Here is a 17579-nt window from a genome sequence, read left to right on the forward strand (position 1 = left end):
GCCCTGTATCAAGCCCTAAGCCCCTTGGTGCTATTGCAGATAGTCGGACCGTTGCAATCCGTATTTCGCCATCTTCTCGTTCAAGGTCCGGCGCGGCAGGCACAGCTCGTCCATGACCCCCACGATCGAGCCCTTGTGGCGCCGCATCGTATTGTCGATCAACATCCGTTCGAACGCCTCGACATATTCCTTGAGCGGCTTGCCCTCGGTGGTCATCACCGGTTGCACATCGTCATGATCCGACATCAGCAGTGACGAGATCGTGCCTGTGCCACGACGCGACTGAAGCACCGCGCGTTCGGCGATATTGATCAACTGGCGGATGTTGCCCGGCCATGGCGCCTGCAACAACTGTGCGGCTTCCTGGGCGCTGACGGTGGGCGCCGCGCAGCCGTATTCTTCGGCGAACTGGTCGGCGAAACGGGTGAAAAGCATCAAGATGTCCTCGCCGCGCTGTCGCAGCGGGGGCAAGGTGATCTTCATCGCGGCAAGGCGGTAAAACAGGTCCGGACGCAGGCAGTCTTCGCAGGTCTTGCCCTGCTCTTGCAGGTTGCTGATCGCCACGACACGGGTTTCGGCAGGGCTGCCCTGGTCGTTCATCCAACTCAAAAGGCGCGCCTGAAGCCCCATTGGCAGCGCCTCGATATCTTCCAGCACCAATGTGCCGCCGCGGGCCTCTTCGACAAGCGGCTGTGCGCCGCCATCATCCATTGGGCCAAACAGCCGGCGCGCGCATTCCTCTTCGTCCTGACCTGCGCATGAGGTCACGACAAACTTCTTACCCGCCTTTGCCCCGACCGCATGCAACGCATGTGCCACCAAGGTCTTGCCGGTGCCGGTTTCCCCGTCGATCAGCACATGGCCATCCGATTGGCCGATATCCAGAATATCCTCGCGCAGGCGCGACATGACCGGCGAGGCGCCGATCAGTTTCTTCATGATGGTCGAGCCATCGCCAAGCTCGCGGCGCAAGGCACGGGCATCCAGCGCAAGGCGACGCTTGTGGGTCGCAGATTTCGCCAGGGTGGTTAGCTGGTCGGGGTTGAAGGGCTTTTCCAGAAAGTCATAGGCCCCGACCCGCATCGCCTCGACCGCCATCGGCACATCGCCGTGGCCGGTGATCATGATGACGGGCAAGGTGCTGTCCAAGCTCATCAGCTTTTTCAAAAACCCCATGCCATCCATGCCCGGCATACGAATGTCCGAGATGATGACGCCGGGATAATCCGGGCCGATCACCTTCAACGCATCCTCTGCCGAGGCATAGGTTTCGGTCTCGAACCCTGACAGCGACAACCATTGTGAAATGGACTGCCTCATATCCTGTTCGTCATCTACGATCGCGATCTTCATTGCCTGTGCCATGGCGGTCTCCTGCGCTCTTCTTTTGTCTTGCCTATAGTCTTGGCTGCCTTACTCGGCGGCTTCGATCTCTGCCTCTTCCTGCTTCAAGATAGGAAGTTCAACTTCAAATACAGCGCCCCCGTCCTGGCCATTGCGCGCCGTCAGGCGGCCGCCAAGGTCGGTCACGATGCCCGAAGAAATGGCCAGTCCCAGCCCGACCCCATCTCCGGGTGCTTTTGTGGTGTAGAACGGTTCAAACAAGTTATCCAGATCGTCCACCCCGTCGCCATTGTCCCGCACGGTGATCAGAACATAGTCGCCACGGCTGACAATGATGTCCACCTGCGGCTGAGCCACAGCCTTTGTTGCATCCAATGCGTTGCGCAAGAGGTTGATCAACACCTGCTCCAGCCGCAACCGGTCGCCCATCACCATCACCGGGTCGCGCGGGATATTGCGGGTGATACGCACATCGCGGCTTTTCAGTTGAGGTTCCATCATCGACAGCGCGGTCGACACGCTTTGGCGCACATCCATCGCTTCAAACGCATCCCCGCCCTTGCGGGCATAGCTTTTCAACTGGCGGGTGATGGCGCCCATCCGTTCGATCAGATCGTCGATCCGCTGGAAGCTCGACAGGGCCTCGTCGGGGCGTTTGCGTTGCAACAGCAGCTTCGCGCCCGCCAGATAGGTCTTCATCGCCGCAAGCGGTTGGTTCAATTCATGGCTGACCGCCGCCGACATTTCACCAAGTGCGGCCAGTTTCGAGCTTTGCGCCAGCGTCTGTTCGGCCACCTGAAGATGTTCTTCTGCCCGCTGGCGTTCCGCGATTTCGCGTTGAAGCGCATCATTCAGCTGCCTAAGCTCCGCCGATTCCTGCGCAAACAGCATTGATCGCCATTGGGCCCGGCGGCTGATCAGATAGAAGGTCAGCGACAAAAGCATGGCGAACGCCATGATTTCCAGCGACAAAACCGCATTCACCTTCTCGCGCACTGACGCGTAGGAGGTGAAAGACGCGATCCGCCATCCCTGAAACGGCACGCGCGCCTCGTGGCGCATCACCGCTTCGCCCAGAAACAGCACTTCGGATGGCAAGCCGGACCAATCGCTGACATTGCTGACGCTGCGGCGGATGGCATCTGTCGCCGAAACGGTCGCCAGCGCCTCACCTTCGGGTTTGCCCCGCCAGCGCGGCTCTGTGGCCAGAATCACGCTGCCTTCGCTGTTGGTGACCAGCACGGCATCCGAGATCCCCGACCAACTGTTTTCGAACTTGCGCAGGTCGACGCCGACGACAATGACCCCGATCACCCCGTCGCTGTCTTCGATCTTGCGCGAATAGGCAAACTCATAAGCGCCCGCCTCGGTGCGCACGGTGGTGAAAACGGTGTCTGAACTGCGCAGGGCGTCAACATAATAAGAGTTGGTGCGATGCTGAGAGCCAAGCGTTTCGCGGTTGGTCGCAGCCACGGCCCGCCCGTCCTTGTCCAGCAACAAAAGCGAGGCGGCTTCAATTTCGTCGCGGTAGGAAATCAACCGCGCGGTGCTTTGTGTATAATTTGCTGAGTTCAGGGCGTTGATCAACGCCGGGTCACGCGACAGCAACAGCGGCACGACAGAGTTTCGTTGCAATTCGCTAATCAGGTTGCCCGAATATAGCGCCACGCGAAGCTCTGCCCGGTTGCGCGTGGTTTCGGTATAGCGTTCGGTCAGCCACCGGTTCGAGAAGAACACCACCAGCACCGCAAAGGAAATCAGCGCAACGAGCACGAGGCGCGCGCGCAAACTAACCCCGGTGCTTGGGGTCAAAACCGGCTTGGTCTTAGGGTCCGACATGTCTCAACGATAGGCCCGTAGGGCCTGCGCCACAATCACGCAGCAACGACGCTATCAACCAACGAGCGGAACATTGCCACCCCGTCCGTCCCGCCGTGGTTTACGTCAACCGCGCGTTCGGGGTGCGGCATCATGCCAAGAACGCGACGGTTCTTGGAAACCACGCCAGCGATATCGCCGGTCGAGCCATTGGGGTTGTCCACATAGGTGAACGCGATCCGACCTTCGTCGCGCAACTGCGTCAGTTTTTCGGCGGTGACGGTGTAATTGCCATCATGGTGAGCCACCGGCACGGTGATTTTCTGCCCGAGCTCATAGCCGGAGGTAAAAGCGCAATCTGCTTTTTCCACCTGTAATTCAATCGGTTTGCAGATGAACTTAAGGTTGGAATTGCGCATCAAAGCGCCCGGCAGGATGCCGGTTTCGGTCAGCACCTGAAACCCGTTGCAGATGCCAATCACATAACCGCCCCGTTCGGTGTGCCGGATCAGGGAGCGTGTAATCGGCGATTGTGCCGCAATCGCGCCGCACCGCAGATAGTCCCCGAAGGAAAAGCCGCCCGGAACCCCGACAATGTCCAGATCACCCGGCAGGTCGGTATCCTTGTGCCAGATCATCGACACCTGTGCGCCCGCGCGTTCAAACGCCACTGCCAGATCGCGGTCGCAGTTGGAGCCGGGAAAGACGATGACACCGGCCTTCATCACTGCACCTCGCCCGAAAGCACGTTGATCGTGTAGTTTTCGATCACCGTGTTGGCCAAAAGCTTTTCACACATCTTCTTGATGTCATCCTCGGAAGTGCCATCGGCCAGATCCAGTTCGATCACCTTGCCCTGACGCACGGCTTCAACACCGTCGAACCCAAGATTGCCAAGCGCGCGGCGCACAGCCTCGCCCTGCGGGTCCAGAACGCCGGTTTTCAACATCACATCAACACGTACTTTCATCGGGGCAAATCCTTAGTTGATCAGGGTCGGTTTGGTAGGGGCGTGGGTCACATTGGTCGGCAGAACGCCCAGACGGCGCGCCACTTCGGTATACGCGTCGGCCAGATCGCCCAAATCACGGCGAAACACGTCTTTGTCCAGCTTTTGGCCGCTTTCCATGTCCCACAGGCGGCAGCTGTCGGGGCTGATTTCATCCGCGACGATCAGGCGCTGGTAGTCGCCCTCGTAGACGCGGCCAACTTCGATCTTGAAGTCGACCAGCTTGATTCCAACGCCATACATCACGCCCGACAAATAATCGTTCACCCGCAGGGCCATCGACACGATCTCGTCCATTTCGGGCTGGCTGGCCCAGCCGAACGCGGCGATGTATTCCTCGGGCACCAGCGGGTCGCCAAGGCTGTCGTCCTTATAGGAAAATTCGACAATCGGACGGGGCAACGGCGTGCCCTCTTCCATGCCCAGTCGCTTGGCCATCGACCCGGCAGCGACATTGCGCACGATGATCTCTAGCGGCACAATCTCGACCGCGCGCACCAGTTGTTCGCGCATGTTCAGGCGTTTGATGAAATGGTTGGGAATGCCCAGATGCGTCAGGCCCGTCATGAAAAACTCGCTCAGGCGGTTGTTCAACACGCCCTTGCCGTCGATCACATCTCTTTTTTCGGCGTTGAACGCGGTGGCGTCATCTTTGAAATACTGCACGATCGTGCCGGGTTCAGGACCTTCATAAAGAACCTTCGCCTTGCCTTCATAGAGTTTCTTGCGACGTGCCATGGGATCTCCGTAGCTCTGTGCGGGGGGCTGCCTCCGGGCGAGCCCCTGCCCGCGCGACTCCCGCCTTCGCCCGCCCTATACGTGAAACCCCCACCCTGAGCAAGAATATCGCCTAACTTGCGCGAATTCGCGACATTGAGAGCGCTAGCGGGGTTGCGATGGGTGCTGTGCGTTGGCATATCTGTATCCAACAGCGCCGTTCGGCCCGCCGAAGGCAACAGTCCATGAACAAGGGAATGCCATGACCACCTTTGATGATCGCGAAAACGCGTTTGAGGCCAAATTTGCCCATGATGAAGAAATGATCTTCAAGGCAGAAGCTCGCGCCAACAAGAAACTGGGCCTTTGGGCAGCCGAAAAAATGGGCAAAACCGGCGACGACGCCGACGCCTATGCCCGCGAAGTGATCAAGTCGGATTTCGAAGAGGCCGGACACGAGGATGTCGTGCGTAAGGTCACCGGCGATCTGAACACTGTCAGCGCCGATGAAGTGCGTGCCAAACGCGCCGAATTTCTAGCCGTTGCGAAAGGCGAGCTTGCTGGTCAGGCCTGACCGCTTACTGACCCTGCAGCGTGTCACGAACCAGACAGGGCGCGCCGCTGAGGTCGCGCCCTGTCTTGTTGCAGCATCGTGCGGCGGCGCCGATTGGGCAGAGATATGGCTCGTTAACACTCTTTTTGTGTCTATGAGGGAAGGTGTCCCAATGGGCCGATCAAGGGGTTAGATATGCGAAGCAACGGACACCAACGACAATCGAACGCCACGACGCGCGCACCTGCCCGCGTCGACGGTGATCCGTCGCGCCGCGTGCCCCACCCTTCGCAACCCCGAAATGTTACGCAAGCGTTGTCGCAGGGCAACGCAAACGGGATCGACTTGCGCAAGCTTGCCATGCGCCAGACGTTGCCAGTGGCGCTTGCCTTTGGCCTCGTCGTTCTGATGTGGGACAAAATCGCGCAGCTGGACATCGGCTATATCCATGCCTCGCTTAAAACTGTCGGAGCGCTTCAATGGGCAGGTGCAGCTGTGTTCTCGGCGCTCTCTTTCTGGGCATTGGGCCGGTATGACCGGGTCGTGCACCGGTTGATCGGATCTCCGATTGCGTCAGGCGATGCGCAGCGCGCAGGGGTGACCGCTATTGCACTCTCACAAACCGTGGGCATGGGGGTGATTTCGTCGGCATTTGTGCGCTGGCGCATGCTGCCTGAAATCTCTTTCCTACAAGCGATGCGGATATCGGTGATCGTGTCGATCTCGTTTCTCTCGGGCCTCGCGGTCGTTGCGTCATTGGTGGCCCTGACAGTTCCCATGACCTTGCCGTGGGCAGGATGGCTGGCTTGGATCGTGTTGGCGACAGCATGCGCTTTCGCAGTTCTCACCGTGTTTCGACCCCGTCCATTCAGCGGCATTCACCTGCCCCCCTTGCGTGCAATGGGCGCGTTTCTGGGCTTGGCGTTTCTTGACACAGCCGCAGCCGGCGCGGCCTTGTGGATGGTGCTGCCCGAAGGCTGCGACATCGGGATCGTGCCCTTGGTTGCAGCCTACTTGATTGCGCTGGGGGCGGGACTCGTTTCCGGCACGCCCGGTGGCATGGGCGCGTTCGAAATCACTTTGCTGGCGCTGTTGCCTGAGCTGGGACAAGAACCCCTTCTGGCGGCAGTATTGGCGTTTCGCGCCGTTTACTACGCGATGCCGGCCATATTGGCTGCGCTCGTAACCATACGCGGACCGCGCCGGGCGCGCGCGCGCGCACCCGCTGAAGCCACCGCAAGCCTTCACCCGGTTGCACAAGCGCCCCATTTGCCCGCGCAAGTCGCTGAGGTCTTGCGCGAAGCCCCACGTGCCGAAGCCGGATTGCTGCGTCAGGGCCGTCTGTCGCTGATCGAAACAGCCCAGGGCCAGCCCGCCGCCATTGGGGCTGCATCGGGGCAGAGCCTGATCATGCTGTCCGACCCCTTGATTGCCAGCGAATCCCACCTCGCCTTCTTCAAAGAACTGCACGGTTTGGCTCGGCGCAGCTATCTTTCGCCCTTCCTCTACAAGATCGGCGCGCGAACCGCGTCATCTGCGCGGGCGCTCGGCTGGAACGTCCTTCCGATCGCGAAAGAGGCGTGGCTCAATCCCCAAGCCTTCACACTGGACGGCGCCGCAAAGCGCCAACTGCGCCGGAAGCTGCGCGCCGCCAGCAAAGCGGGCATCGCGATCACCGAAGCTGGCGCGGATTTGCCGCTGTCTGATATGGAACGGATCGCCCGGAACTGGTCGGAGGCACGCGGTGGTGAGCGCGGATTTTCCATGGGGGTGTGGCACCCGGAGAGCCTGCCTCATTCCCGGGTATTCCTGGCCCATCATCAGGGGCGACTGGTTGGCTTTATCACCCTACACTCCAATCAGAACGAACAGGTGCTGGATCTGATGCGCCCCGCACATCATGCGCCAGATGGAACGATGCATGCGCTTTTGACACAAGCGATCGAATGTGCAGCTCAGATGAACTGCCCACGCCTTTCACTTGCCGCGGTGCCACTAGGTCCACATCCTGAAGAGCCCTTGCTGTTTCGCCACGCGCGCCAGGCGCTTGACAGATCCTGTCGGGCCGACGGGCTGCGCCAGTTCAAATCCGCCTTTGCCCCGTCGTGGGAAACGCTGTATGCGGCGGCGCCCAGCAGGCTAAGCCTTGGGCTGGGGGCCGTGGATGTCGCCCGCGAGATCTGCCGCAAAATCGAACGCCCGACCTCCTTTCGGTGGCCTTGGCAGGGCAAGCGCGCGCCAACACCGCTTAATCGGCGGTCGTCACCGCAATAGGTTTGCGCCGGCGCTAGATCCATGGCAGTTAGCGTCAGAATTCCACACCGACCTGCGGAGAACCGAAAATGGCGGATGCGCTGACCAAACTCATGACCGAACGCGACTGGCTGATGGCTGATGGCGCAACGGGGACGACCCTGTTCAACATGGGCCTGACCTCTGGCGATGCGCCCGAGCTTTGGAATGTAGAGCAGCCAGACAACATCCGCGCGCTTTATCGCGGGGCCGTCGAGGCGGGGTCCGACATCTTTCTGACCAATACATTTGGCGGCAACGCCTCGCGCCTGAAACTGCATGACGCGCAGAACCGGGTGCGTGAACTCAACAGCGCAGGTGCTGCATTGGGGCGCGAAATCGCTGATGCTTCGGGGCGCACGGTCGTCGTTGCCGGGTCGATCGGGCCGACCGGTGATATCATGGAACCGATGGGCAGTCTGACGTTTGACAGCGCTGTCGAGATGTTTCACGAGCAGGCCGAAGGGCTGAAGGAGGGCGGCGCCGACGTTCTATGGGTCGAAACGATCTCGGCGCCCGAAGAATACAAGGCGGCCGCCCGCGCGGCTGAACTTGCTGACATGCCGTGGTGCGGAACGATGAGCTTTGACACGGCCGGGCGAACGATGATGGGTTTGACCTCGGCCGATCTGGCACAGATGGTCGAAACCCTGCCGAAGCCCCCGCTGGCCTTCGGTGCCAATTGCGGCGTCGGCGCATCGGATCTTCTGCGCACCGTTTTGGGGTTCGCAGCGCAAGGCAGCGAACGCCCGATCATCGCCAAGGGCAACGCGGGCATTCCCAAATATGTTGACGGTCACATCCACTATGATGGCACGCCTGAATTGATGGCTGAATACGCGGTTCTGGCGCGTGATTGTGGCGCTACGATCATTGGCGGCTGCTGCGGCACGACGCCGGATCATTTGCGCGCGATGCGCGCGGCGCTTGAAACACGGCCCCGCAGCGACACCCGCCCAACACTTGACCAGATCGCCGCCGCTCTGGGCGGGTTTTCTTCGGCGTCTGACGGGACAGGTGACGATGCAGCCACCCGACCTGCGCGCCGAACACGCCGTCGCAGCAGCACTTAAACCTGTACCACCGGTCACCGATTTTCCTGCAAGCTTTGCGACGCTGGCTGCAACGCTGGCTGCGACACTCAGGTGACGGGCGGCGGGGTCGGAAGCATTGCCTGAAATAATGCAGTGCGTCTTGCGGCACTGCGGTGCCCTGTTGCAACGGTTCAGAACAAGGACAGTTGATCACCCGGTGCAGGCGGCACCGCAAACAGATCACACCGCAGGGGCGGCAAAGCCCTGCCAACCCCCGCCCGTTTGCAGGCCAAGGCAAACCGGCGTTGCAACAGCATCGCAGACGCCCCCTGCCCGACCATTCGTGCACCAAAGGTCGGGTCATAGGCGCGACCGCCACGCATGTCACGCATCCGCGCCATCACACGCGCGGCCCGGTCTGGCAGGTGATCGTGCAACCAGTCTTCGAACAACCCGGCGACCTCACCCGGCAATCTGAGCAATATATAGCTGGCCGCGGTGGCGCCCTGCCTGCTTGCGGCGGCAATCACCGCCTCAACCTCATGATCAGTCAGGCCCGGCACGACCGGCGCCACCATGACCCGAACGGGTATGTCCGCCGCTGCCAGACGCCCGATCATCGCCAGCCTGCGTTGCGGCGAGGGAACGCGCGGCTCCATCTTGCGCGCCAGACCACCACAGAGCGTCGACAGTGACACCCCGACATGGACCAATCCGCGGCGTGCCATGGGCGCCAATAGGTCGATGTCGCGTTCGATCAAAACGCCCTTGGTCACGATTGTTACCGGATGGTTGAACCGCGACAGAACCTTGAGCACGCCGCGCATCACGCGATAGCGTTTCTCGATCGGTTGATAGGGGTCGGTGTTGGTGCCGATCGCCAAGGGTGACACACGGTAGCGCGGCGCGGACAGCTCGGCCGTCAAGCGTTTTGGCGTATCGGGGCGGGCGATCAGCTTGGTTTCGAAATCCAGCCCGGCTGAATATCCAAGATAGGCATGGGTCGGGCGGGCAAAGCAATAGATGCAGCCATGTTCGCACCCGCGATAGGGGTTCAGTGTGCGATCAAAAGACAGATCGGGGGATTGCAGACGATTGATCACCCGGCGCGGACGCTCGATCGCCACCTGAGTGCGCAGGGTTTGGGGCTGGTCTTGATGCCAGCCATCGTCAACGCCAACCCGCTGATAGGGCTCGAACCGGCCAGCGTCATTGGTCAAAGCCGCGCGCCCTTTGCGGGCAGACGTGCTGATTTTTTGGTCATGGTCCGTCATAGCGCGACAATAAGAACGTTTAGGGAACATATGAAGCAGTTTCACTATTTCACCGCGAATTATTCATTTGCCAATAGGTCGGTCAAAGGGCAATCAATGTCGCAATCGGTTCAGACCAGCGGCATTTTTTCGGCGCATCTGGAAAAAAGACACAAGACCTTCAGCAAGGGAACGGCAGCTATGTCCGACCAAGAAGACGATATCATCCTGAGCGAGCTTAACGACCAAGAGCTTGTGCAGCAGATGCATGATGACCTGTATGACGGGCTCGCGGAAGAAATCGCGGAAGGTGTGAACATCCTGCTTGAACGCGGGTGGGAGCCTTACAACATTCTGACCGAAGCCCTTGTTGCAGGCATGACCATTGTGGGTCACGACTTCCGTGACGGCATCCTGTTTGTGCCCGAGGTGCTGCTGGCCGCAAATGCGATGAAGACGGGCATGGCAATCTTGAAGCCGCTGCTGATCGAAACCGGAGCGCCGCGCATGGGCAAGATGGTGATCGGCACCGTAAAGGGCGACATTCACGACATTGGCAAGAACCTGGTGTCAATGATGATGGAGGGCGCGGGGTTCGATGTTATCGACCTGGGCATCAACAACTCTGTCGACAGTTATCTGGCGGCGTTGGAGGCGGAAAAGCCCGACATTCTTGGCATGTCCGCCCTGCTGACCACCACAATGCCCTATATGAAAGTGGTCATCGACACATTGATCGAAAAGGGCATTCGGGACGAGTATACCGTTTTGGTCGGCGGTGCGCCTCTGAACGAAGAGTTTGGCAAAGCCATCGGGGCAGACAGGTATTGCCGCGACGCCGCTGTGGCCGTCGAAACCGCCAAAGAGTTCATGGCGCGCAAGCACAACCAACTTGCCGCGGGCTAAACACTTCGCATTATCACAGACGGCCCTGCCCCGGTTCTTCCTGTGGCAGGGCCTTTTCTTTTCCACCCCGCATCCCCAAATTGAACCTATGAGCACCACGCGTTTCATTCTGTTGGTCACTTTGGTGATCTTATCTGGCGGGTTGACCGTGCTTGTGGCCGGCATGGCCTCCGCATCGGGCAAGCTGGACGGTCAGATCGCAATGGCGGTCTTGCCGCTGGTGATGTTGGCCTCGATCGCATGGCGCGCGCTGAGCAGCAGGCCCCCCCAATGAGTTTGAGCGACACAGCCCTGACCCAGGACGGCCTGCCCCCGACCCAACCCGATGCGCGGGTTCTGATCCTTGCCTGCGGCGCGCTGGCCAATGAAATTCTGGCGCTGATCAAGCTGAATGGTTGGACCCATATCAGCCTGACCTGCCTGCCTGCGATCTTGCACAACACGCCAGATCGCATCCCGGACGCGGTTCGGGCTGCGGTCGAAAAACATCAGGCGGATTTCGACAGGATCTTTCTGGCCTATGCCGATTGCGGCACTGGCGGCGCGCTGACCGCCTTGTGCGATGAGATGGGGATCACCATGATCAAGGGGCCGCATTGCTACAGCTTTTTTGAGGGCAATGCGTCCTTTGCCATCCGTGCCGAGGACGAGATTGACACCTTCTATCTGACGGATTTTCTGGCACGCGGGTTTGAGAGCTTTGTCATCAAGCCCCTTGGCCTCGACCGTCACCCTGAACTGCGCGATATGTATTTCACCCACTACCGGCGTTTGATGTATCTGGCGCAGACCGACGACCCGGTGCTGGACACCATGGCACGCGCTGCCGCCGAGCGTTTGGGGCTGGCCTATGAACGGCGGTTCACAGGTTTTGGCGATCTGGCAACCGCTTTGGAAGACGTCGCCCGGCCCGACCAAGCGACCTGACTGGCCCACGCCGCGCCCTGACTGCGCTGCAATCAGCCGGGCTTATCGGGTGTCGTCACGGGTCAGCAAGCGGCAGCAGCAAGCTTGCGAATGCGTTCGACCATGGCGCGCACCCCGTTGGAGCGTTGCGAAGACAGGTGTTCGTTCAACCCAAGACGCCCCAATTCAGCGCTCGCATCTACCGCGCCGACCTTGTCCACCGGCAAATCGTTATACAGCGCGCCCAGAACGGCAATCAGTCCCCGCACAATCATCGCATCGCTATCGCCCCGAAAGCGGAAGGTGTGACCTTCGATTTCGGGGTGCAGCCAGACCTGACTCGCGCAGCCTTCGACCTTCGTTGCGGGGACTTTCAGCGCCTCGTCCAAAGGCGCCATGGCCTTGCCCATGTCGATGACCATCCCGTATCGGTCTTCCCAATCATCCAGAAACTCGAAATCTTCGACGATCTCTTCAAATGCTGCGCTGGCCATGCGATGCGATCCTTCTGTGTCACTTCGTTTCAGTTAGGGTGATCCGCCCCAAAGGTCCAGACCCTGCCCGTGTGGCAGTGATCTCTTTTCAAAGCCGCGCACATGGGCTAACCCTTTGAACAGAAGATAAGGAGCGATCATGACCCTGCGCCGTTTAACCCTGCCTGCCCTGCTGACCAGTCTTGCGTTCGGGCTTAGCGCCTGTGGTGGAGCTTCGAACCTGAACCCGTTCAACTGGTTTCAGTCCGGCGGCACCGAACAGGTCGCCCTGATTCCTGAAGGTGGCTTTCTTGAAGATCAGGATTACCGCGGACTGGTGGCGCAAGTGGTCGAACTTCAGATTTTGCGCAGCACAGGCGGGGCGATCGTGCGTGCAAAGGGTCTGCCGCCGCGTTTGGGCTATTGGGACGCAGAACTTGTGCCTGAGAATTTTGAACGGCCTGAAAACGGCGTTCTGACCTACATGTTCCGCATCACCGAACCGCCCTATCACACCCTACAGGGGCGTCCCAAACAGCGCGAAATCTTGGTGGGCCGGTTCGTGTCGGACACAAAGCTGGCGGGCGTGCGCACCATCCGCGTTGTCGGCGCCTCAAACAGCCGCAGCGCCAGCCGCTAGTGTGACGGCCCCGGCCTGACCGGGTCCGAATGCTGAGGGCGCGGCACGTGCGCGACTAGACCTCGAACACCTCGACCCGTTGGCCCTTGGCTGCCAAGGCAAGCTTACCTTCACACAAACGCAGCGCGTCATGGCCAAAAACCTCGGCCCGCCAGCCGGTCAGTGTCTGAACATCCCGCTTGCCGGCCGCCAACGCGTCCAGATCAGCCGCCGAGGCAATCAGCTTCTGTGCGACTTTTTCCTGCTCGCAACGCGCTTTCAAAAGCACCCGCAGCAGGTCGGCCAAGGCCGGATTCACCTGCAGCTTTTCGCGAGAATTCTCTGACGCGCGCGGCAGATCTTCTTGCGCCATTTCAAGCCCGGCTGTGACAGCCTTCAAAATACCCTCGGCAATCTCGCCTTTCCGGGCCTCGCGCAGCAACAACCGCGAGCGTCCAAGCTCTTGCATATTGCGCGGCTTGGTCGAGGCAAGCTCCATCAGCGCATCATCCTTCATCACACGGTTACGCGGGACATTGCGCGACTGTGCATAGGCTTCGCGAAACCGGGCGAGCTCTTTGGCAATTCCCAGAAAACGCGCGGAATTTGTCCGGGTTTTCAATCGTTTCCACGCATCCTCAGGATGGATGGTATAGGTCGCCGGGTCGGTCAGTATCGACAGTTCTTCTTCGACCCAGCGACCACGCCCCGAGCTTTCCAGTTGGGCTGCAAGGTGCTCATAAATACCGCGCAGATGGGTCACATCCCCGATGGCATAGGTCTTTTGGGCGTCCGTCAAAGGGCGGCGCGACCAGTCGGTAAAGCGGCTGGACTTGTCCATTGGCGCCTTTGCGATCTTGCGAACCAGCGTCTCATATCCCGCCTGATCGCCGAACCCGCAGACCATCGCGGCCACCTGGGTGTCAAACAAGGGCTTCGGAAAGACGCCCGCTTCGACAAAGAAAATCTCAAGATCCTGCCGCGCGGCATGAAAGACTTTGACCACGCTTTCATCGCGAAACAGGTCATAGAGCGGGTCGAGCGACAGACCATCCACCAGCGGGTCGACCAGCACGGCATCTTCGTCTGCTTCACCCGGCACGGCCAACTGCACGAGGCAAAGCTTGGAATAATAAGTCCGCTCGCGCAGAAACTCAGTATCGACCGTCACATAAGGGTGCGAAGCAGCACGGGCGCAGAAATCGGCCAACGCCTCGGTCGTGGTAATCGTGATCATACAGGGTCTTTCTGCTCGTTTCCGGGTCCCGTTAGGGTGTTTTGACGGGTTTACGGCGAATAGGTGAAAAAGGGAAGCCTCGGGGTGTGGGGTCAGGGCAAGCGCACCGGCGTTCTGTCGCCGCTGGCAAATCGGCGCAGCACGGCGGGGTAGAGCAGATGTTCCTGCACCAATACCCGCGCGGCCAGCGTGTCGGCGCTGTCGCCCGGCTGGATCGGCACGCGGGCTTGACCCAAAATGGGGCCGCCATCCAGTTCTGCCGTGACCTCGTGCACCGAACAGCCGCCTTCCGCGTCGCCCGCGTCAATGGCGCGTTGGTGCGTGTTCAGCCCTTTGTATTTTGGCAATAGCGACGGGTGGATGTTCAGGCAGCGCCCGGACCATTTCCCCGTGAAGCCTTCGGTCAGGATGCGCATGAAGCCTGCCAGACAGATGATGTCAGGGCGCGCCTGTTCCAGCACATCGTTCAACGCGGCCTCGAACCCCGCGCGGTCGCCTTTGAAGTTGCGATGATCGACCACGGCGGTCGGCACGCCCAGATCGCGGGCTTTCTGCAAGCCACCTGCATCCGGCACATTGGACAGAACCAGACAGGGCCGCGCCGGATGGTCGCCGGTCATCGACTTGACCAGCGTCACCATATTCGAGCCGCCGCCAGAAATCAGGATGGCGACCCGCTTATGCGCCCCGCCCGTGTCGTTCACAGAAGCGACCCCAGATAGCTGACGCCGTCGCCCGATTGGATGCGGCCCATTTGCGTGACACGCTCGCCCGCTTGGGTCAGCTGTTCGGTCAGGGCGGTGGCCTGTTTGGCATCGACGACCAGCACCATACCCTGCCCTGAATTGAAGGTTTTCAGCAACTCGGCCTCAGACATCTGACCGGTTTGCGCCAGCCATTTGAACACCGGCGGCAAGTCCCACCCGTCCAGATCAACCAGCGCGCCCAGCCCTTCGGGCAGCACGCGTGGCAGGTTTTCGGTCAGGCCGCCGCCGGTGATATGGGCCAGCGCATGCACGCCCCCTGCCCGCACGGCCTCCAACGCCTGACGCACGTAAAGCCGTGTCGGGGCCAACAGCGCCTCGCCCAGCGTGATCTGCGCATCCCACGGACAGTCCGCGTCCCAGCCAAGGCCCGAGACCTCGACCAGCTTGCGCACCAGCGAATAGCCGTTTGAATGAACGCCGTCGGAGGCCAAACCCAACAGCACGTCGCCTTCTTTGACACCCTTCGGCAAATCCTCGCCGCGTTCCATCGCGCCGACCGAGAAGCCGGCCAGATCGAAATCGCCATCCTCATACATACCAGGCATTTCAGCCGTCTCGCCGCCGATCAGCGCGCAGCCGGACAGCTCGCAGCCCTTTGCGATACCTTCGATGATCCGCGCGGCCTTGTCGGTTTCCAGACGGCCCGTTGCAAAGTAATCAAGGAAGAACAGAGGTTCCGCGCCCTGACACACAAGGTCATTCACGCACATGGCGACCAGATCAATCCCGATCGTGTCCACGTTGCCGGTGTCAATCGCGATGCGCAGCTTGGTGCCCACGCCATCGGTGGCGGACACGAGCACCGGATCCGTGAAGCCCGCACCCTTCAGGTCAAACAGCGCGCCGAAGCCGCCCAGCCCCGCCATCACGCCCGGACGGTTGGTGCGTTTGGCGGCGGGTTTGATCCGTTCAACCAATGCGTTGCCCGCGTCAATATCCACGCCTGCGTCGGCATAGGTGATGCCCTTGGATGCGTCGCTCATCTGGTCCCCCAATTGACCTGCATAAAAACTGCGCCTGCGATAGCTTAAGGGGGGCAAAGAGTCCACGCCTCGCTTGACGCCGCGCACCAGTTTGCTAGCAAGGGCGCACGATGAGAATACAGTGGGCCTGTAGCTCAACGGTTAGAGCAGAGCGCTCATAACGCTTTGGTTGCAGGTTCGAATCCTGCCGGGCCTACCAAATTTGCGCCGAAAGCCACCAAATGGTGCCAACACGTGCGGCGGTCATCGGCTAAAGCGGCAAGACAAATTCGACTTTCAGCCCGCCCATTTCCGCGCTGTCGCCCAGTCGCAGATGCCCGCCATGACTGCGTGCAATATCATTGGCAATCGCAAGCCCCAACCCAACGCCCGAGCCTTTGTCCTGGTTGCGGGCCTTGTCCAGACGCGCAAAGGGTTTCAGTGCCTCTTCGCGCGCGTCCGGCGGGATGCCCGGCCCATCATCTTCGACCACAAAACGTATGTCCCCGCGCCCCTTGGACACGGACAGGCGGGCATGAGAGCCATAGCGTGTGGCATTGCCCAACAGGTTTTCCAACGCCCGTTCGACCGCCGCACGACGCATCATCAACGGGTCGAGCTCTTCGATCACGTCCAGATCCACAGAGTGTCCGGCGCGCTCTGCATTGTCGACCAGATGGTGCGCCAGTTCGTCGGGCTTGACCGGTTCGGGCGCGTCTTCCAAAGCGTCGGCGCGCGCAAAGCTCAGAAAGGCGTCGACCAGTTGCTCCATATCCGCCACGTCGCGTTCAAGATCGGCGCGACTGTCGTCTTCGATCATCGACAAGCCAAGCCGCAACCGTGTCAGCGGTGTGCGCAGATCGTGACTGACGCCCGACAACATCAGCGTGCGTTGCTCGATCTGGCGGTCGATCCGGGCGCGCATGTCCAAAAATGCCTTCCCCGCAGACCGCACTTCGGTCGCCCCAGCCAACCGGTAGGGCACCACCTGCCCCTTGCCGAACGCCTCGGCGGCGCGGGCAAGCCGACGGATCGGGCGCAACTGGTTGCGCAAGAACAGATAGGCAATCAACGTCATCAATATCCCGGTGGCCAACATCAGAACCAACAACTGGTGCGGGTTCGACGCTGAAACCCGTTCTCGCGAAAACCCCATGCGCATCGGACCGTGCCGCGTGTCAAACCCCACGATAACCCCGAACCGGGACGAGGTCAGATCGACACCGGTCAAACTGGGCAAGCCGGCCTTCAGGGTCCGTTCAACCCGCGGACCGGTGAAATCGGTGCGTCCGATGCGCGTGTCCACAGGCGCACCGGGCAGTTCAACCCAGATCGCCAAGGGCGCGGCCACCGGGCGCACGGCCGCATTGGCGGCGTCTGGCGTTGGCGCGGCGTTCACCTCGGCGACCAGAAACGACAGCTCTGCGACGACCGCGCGGGTCATCTGCACTGTGATCCGGTTGAAATGGCGCTGAATAAAGACCACCGACACCACCAGTTGAAGCGTCACGATCGGCACAATCAGGATCAGCGCGGCACGCCCATACAGCCCGCGCGGCATGAAACGCTTGAGCCAGACGAAATCAAAGAACGAAGGTTTGGAGATATGAGCCATGCGCGAACCCTATGCCGCGTCAGCTTGCTTGCCAAGCCGCGAGCGCGCGGCCTTACTGTGCAAAGGATTCGCCA

General features: G+C 60.6%; 18 protein-coding genes and 1 tRNA gene. 8 read left to right on the top strand and 11 right to left on the bottom strand.

The features are described from left to right. Nucleotides 1-30 precede the first annotated feature (30 nt). From ACXYMP_RS13750 to purC, 5 genes are read right to left on the bottom strand one after another with little or no spacing between them, the layout of a single operon-like run. Entirely contained in the window at nucleotides 31-1365 is a 1335-nt protein-coding gene (locus ACXYMP_RS13750) for a sigma-54-dependent transcriptional regulator (protein WP_298566647.1), read from the bottom strand. Between the two features lie 48 nt (nucleotides 1366-1413). Continuing rightward, a complete protein-coding gene (locus tag ACXYMP_RS13755) occupies nucleotides 1414-3183 on the bottom strand; it encodes a sensor histidine kinase (RefSeq protein WP_298566646.1) in 1770 nt (589 codons plus the stop codon). Between the two features lie 35 nt (nucleotides 3184-3218). Further along, entirely contained in the window at nucleotides 3219-3887 is a 669-nt protein-coding gene (purQ, locus tag ACXYMP_RS13760) for a phosphoribosylformylglycinamidine synthase subunit PurQ (RefSeq protein WP_458907009.1), read from the bottom strand. Then, a complete protein-coding gene (purS, locus tag ACXYMP_RS13765; RefSeq protein WP_298566644.1) occupies nucleotides 3887-4132 on the bottom strand; it encodes a phosphoribosylformylglycinamidine synthase subunit PurS in 246 nt (81 codons plus the stop codon). Before purS ends, purQ begins: the two co-directional genes overlap by 1 nt. Before the next feature lie 12 nt (nucleotides 4133-4144). After that, entirely contained in the window at nucleotides 4145-4909 is a 765-nt protein-coding gene (purC, locus tag ACXYMP_RS13770) for a phosphoribosylaminoimidazolesuccinocarboxamide synthase (protein WP_298566643.1), read from the bottom strand. A gap of 241 nt (nucleotides 4910-5150) precedes the next feature. On the opposite strand from purC, the gene ACXYMP_RS13775 reads away from it, so the two are divergent. The 3 genes from ACXYMP_RS13775 to bmt all read left to right on the top strand — a co-directional run bounded on the left by ACXYMP_RS13775 (nucleotide 5151) and on the right by bmt (nucleotide 8806). Further along, complete coding sequence (locus tag ACXYMP_RS13775) at nucleotides 5151-5462, top strand: DUF1476 domain-containing protein (protein WP_298566641.1); 312 nt, start codon at nucleotides 5151-5153, stop codon at nucleotides 5460-5462. Between the two features lie 174 nt (nucleotides 5463-5636). Beyond that, nucleotides 5637-7715 carry a phosphatidylglycerol lysyltransferase domain-containing protein gene (locus tag ACXYMP_RS13780; RefSeq protein WP_458907012.1) on the top strand — a complete coding sequence of 693 codons (2079 nt, stop codon included), beginning with the start codon at nucleotides 5637-5639 and terminating at the stop codon, nucleotides 7713-7715. A gap of 68 nt (nucleotides 7716-7783) precedes the next feature. After that, nucleotides 7784-8806, top strand: a complete 1023-nt coding sequence (gene bmt / locus ACXYMP_RS13785; RefSeq protein WP_298566639.1) for a betaine--homocysteine S-methyltransferase — start codon at nucleotides 7784-7786, stop codon at nucleotides 8804-8806. Nucleotides 8807-8958: 152 nt separating this feature from the next. Here bmt and ACXYMP_RS13790 read toward each other — a convergent pair whose 3' ends face one another. Continuing rightward, on the bottom strand, nucleotides 8959-10041 hold the full coding sequence (locus ACXYMP_RS13790) for a PA0069 family radical SAM protein (RefSeq protein WP_298566638.1): 1083 nt from the start codon (nucleotides 10039-10041) through the stop codon (nucleotides 8959-8961). A 180-nt stretch (nucleotides 10042-10221) separates the two neighbouring features. On the opposite strand from ACXYMP_RS13790, the gene ACXYMP_RS13795 reads away from it, so the two are divergent. The 3 genes from ACXYMP_RS13795 (at nucleotide 10222) to ACXYMP_RS13805 (ending at nucleotide 11853) form a co-directional block, all read left to right on the top strand. After that, nucleotides 10222-10926, top strand: coding sequence for a corrinoid protein (locus tag ACXYMP_RS13795; protein ID WP_458907014.1), 705 nt, complete (start codon nucleotides 10222-10224; stop codon nucleotides 10924-10926). An 88-nt stretch (nucleotides 10927-11014) separates the two neighbouring features. Then, nucleotides 11015-11200 (top strand): hypothetical protein, encoded by a 186-nt coding sequence (locus ACXYMP_RS13800; protein WP_458907016.1) that lies wholly within the window; start codon nucleotides 11015-11017, stop codon nucleotides 11198-11200. Next, complete coding sequence (locus ACXYMP_RS13805) at nucleotides 11197-11853, top strand: DUF1638 domain-containing protein (protein ID WP_458907018.1); 657 nt, start codon at nucleotides 11197-11199, stop codon at nucleotides 11851-11853. The genes ACXYMP_RS13800 and ACXYMP_RS13805 overlap by 4 nt, the downstream gene beginning before the upstream one ends. Nucleotides 11854-11915: 62 nt before the next feature. Here the strand turns inward: ACXYMP_RS13805 and ACXYMP_RS13810 are convergent, their stop codons facing one another. Next, complete coding sequence (locus tag ACXYMP_RS13810; protein WP_298566633.1) at nucleotides 11916-12326, bottom strand: SufE family protein; 411 nt, start codon at nucleotides 12324-12326, stop codon at nucleotides 11916-11918. A 139-nt stretch (nucleotides 12327-12465) separates the two neighbouring features. Between ACXYMP_RS13810 and ACXYMP_RS13815 the strand changes: the two genes are divergently transcribed. Beyond that, complete coding sequence (locus ACXYMP_RS13815; RefSeq protein ID WP_298566632.1) at nucleotides 12466-12945, top strand: hypothetical protein; 480 nt, start codon at nucleotides 12466-12468, stop codon at nucleotides 12943-12945. Nucleotides 12946-13000: 55 nt separating this feature from the next. Here ACXYMP_RS13815 and rnd read toward each other — a convergent pair whose 3' ends face one another. The 3 genes from rnd to purM form a co-directional block, all read right to left on the bottom strand. Beyond that, the gene (rnd, locus tag ACXYMP_RS13820) at nucleotides 13001-14161 is read right to left on the bottom strand and encodes a ribonuclease D (protein ID WP_298566631.1); all 1161 of its coding nucleotides are present in this window, start codon (nucleotides 14159-14161) and stop codon (nucleotides 13001-13003) included. A gap of 92 nt (nucleotides 14162-14253) precedes the next feature. Further along, complete coding sequence (gene purN, locus ACXYMP_RS13825; protein ID WP_298566630.1) at nucleotides 14254-14865, bottom strand: phosphoribosylglycinamide formyltransferase; 612 nt, start codon at nucleotides 14863-14865, stop codon at nucleotides 14254-14256. Beyond that, nucleotides 14862-15911, bottom strand: coding sequence for a phosphoribosylformylglycinamidine cyclo-ligase (gene purM, locus ACXYMP_RS13830; protein ID WP_458907022.1), 1050 nt, complete (start codon nucleotides 15909-15911; stop codon nucleotides 14862-14864). Before purM ends, purN begins: the two co-directional genes overlap by 4 nt. A 123-nt stretch (nucleotides 15912-16034) precedes the next feature. On the opposite strand from purM, the gene ACXYMP_RS13835 reads away from it, so the two are divergent. Further along, nucleotides 16035-16110: transfer RNA gene (locus tag ACXYMP_RS13835), tRNA-Ile, on the top strand. A 51-nt stretch (nucleotides 16111-16161) separates the two neighbouring features. Here ACXYMP_RS13835 and ACXYMP_RS13840 read toward each other — a convergent pair. Continuing rightward, the gene (locus ACXYMP_RS13840) at nucleotides 16162-17505 is read right to left on the bottom strand and encodes an ATP-binding protein (RefSeq protein ID WP_298566628.1); all 1344 of its coding nucleotides are present in this window, start codon (nucleotides 17503-17505) and stop codon (nucleotides 16162-16164) included. Nucleotides 17506-17579: the final 74 nt, after the last annotated feature.

The sequence above is a fragment of the Aliiroseovarius sp. CAU 1755 genome (assembly GCF_054482655.1).

Coding starts and splice junctions, on each gene's coding strand:
- ACXYMP_RS13750 (WP_298566647.1), bottom strand. CDS start 1,365: ATGGCACAGGCAATGAAGATCGCGATCGTAGATGACGAACAGGATATG.
- ACXYMP_RS13755 (WP_298566646.1), bottom strand. CDS start 3,183: ATGTCGGACCCTAAGACCAAGCCGGTTTTGACCCCAAGCACCGGGGTT.
- purQ (WP_458907009.1), bottom strand. CDS start 3,887: ATGAAGGCCGGTGTCATCGTCTTTCCCGGCTCCAACTGCGACCGCGAT.
- purS (WP_298566644.1), bottom strand. CDS start 4,132: ATGAAAGTACGTGTTGATGTGATGTTGAAAACCGGCGTTCTGGACCCG.
- purC (WP_298566643.1), bottom strand. CDS start 4,909: ATGGCACGTCGCAAGAAACTCTATGAAGGCAAGGCGAAGGTTCTTTAT.
- ACXYMP_RS13775 (WP_298566641.1), top strand. CDS start 5,151: ATGACCACCTTTGATGATCGCGAAAACGCGTTTGAGGCCAAATTTGCC.
- ACXYMP_RS13780 (WP_458907012.1), top strand. CDS start 5,637: ATGCGAAGCAACGGACACCAACGACAATCGAACGCCACGACGCGCGCA.
- bmt (WP_298566639.1), top strand. CDS start 7,784: ATGGCGGATGCGCTGACCAAACTCATGACCGAACGCGACTGGCTGATG.
- ACXYMP_RS13790 (WP_298566638.1), bottom strand. CDS start 10,041: ATGACGGACCATGACCAAAAAATCAGCACGTCTGCCCGCAAAGGGCGC.
- ACXYMP_RS13795 (WP_458907014.1), top strand. CDS start 10,222: ATGTCCGACCAAGAAGACGATATCATCCTGAGCGAGCTTAACGACCAA.
- ACXYMP_RS13800 (WP_458907016.1), top strand. CDS start 11,015: ATGAGCACCACGCGTTTCATTCTGTTGGTCACTTTGGTGATCTTATCT.
- ACXYMP_RS13805 (WP_458907018.1), top strand. CDS start 11,197: ATGAGTTTGAGCGACACAGCCCTGACCCAGGACGGCCTGCCCCCGACC.
- ACXYMP_RS13810 (WP_298566633.1), bottom strand. CDS start 12,326: ATGGCCAGCGCAGCATTTGAAGAGATCGTCGAAGATTTCGAGTTTCTG.
- ACXYMP_RS13815 (WP_298566632.1), top strand. CDS start 12,466: ATGACCCTGCGCCGTTTAACCCTGCCTGCCCTGCTGACCAGTCTTGCG.
- rnd (WP_298566631.1), bottom strand. CDS start 14,161: ATGATCACGATTACCACGACCGAGGCGTTGGCCGATTTCTGCGCCCGT.
- purM (WP_458907022.1), bottom strand. CDS start 15,911: ATGAGCGACGCATCCAAGGGCATCACCTATGCCGACGCAGGCGTGGAT.
- ACXYMP_RS13840 (WP_298566628.1), bottom strand. CDS start 17,505: ATGGCTCATATCTCCAAACCTTCGTTCTTTGATTTCGTCTGGCTCAAG.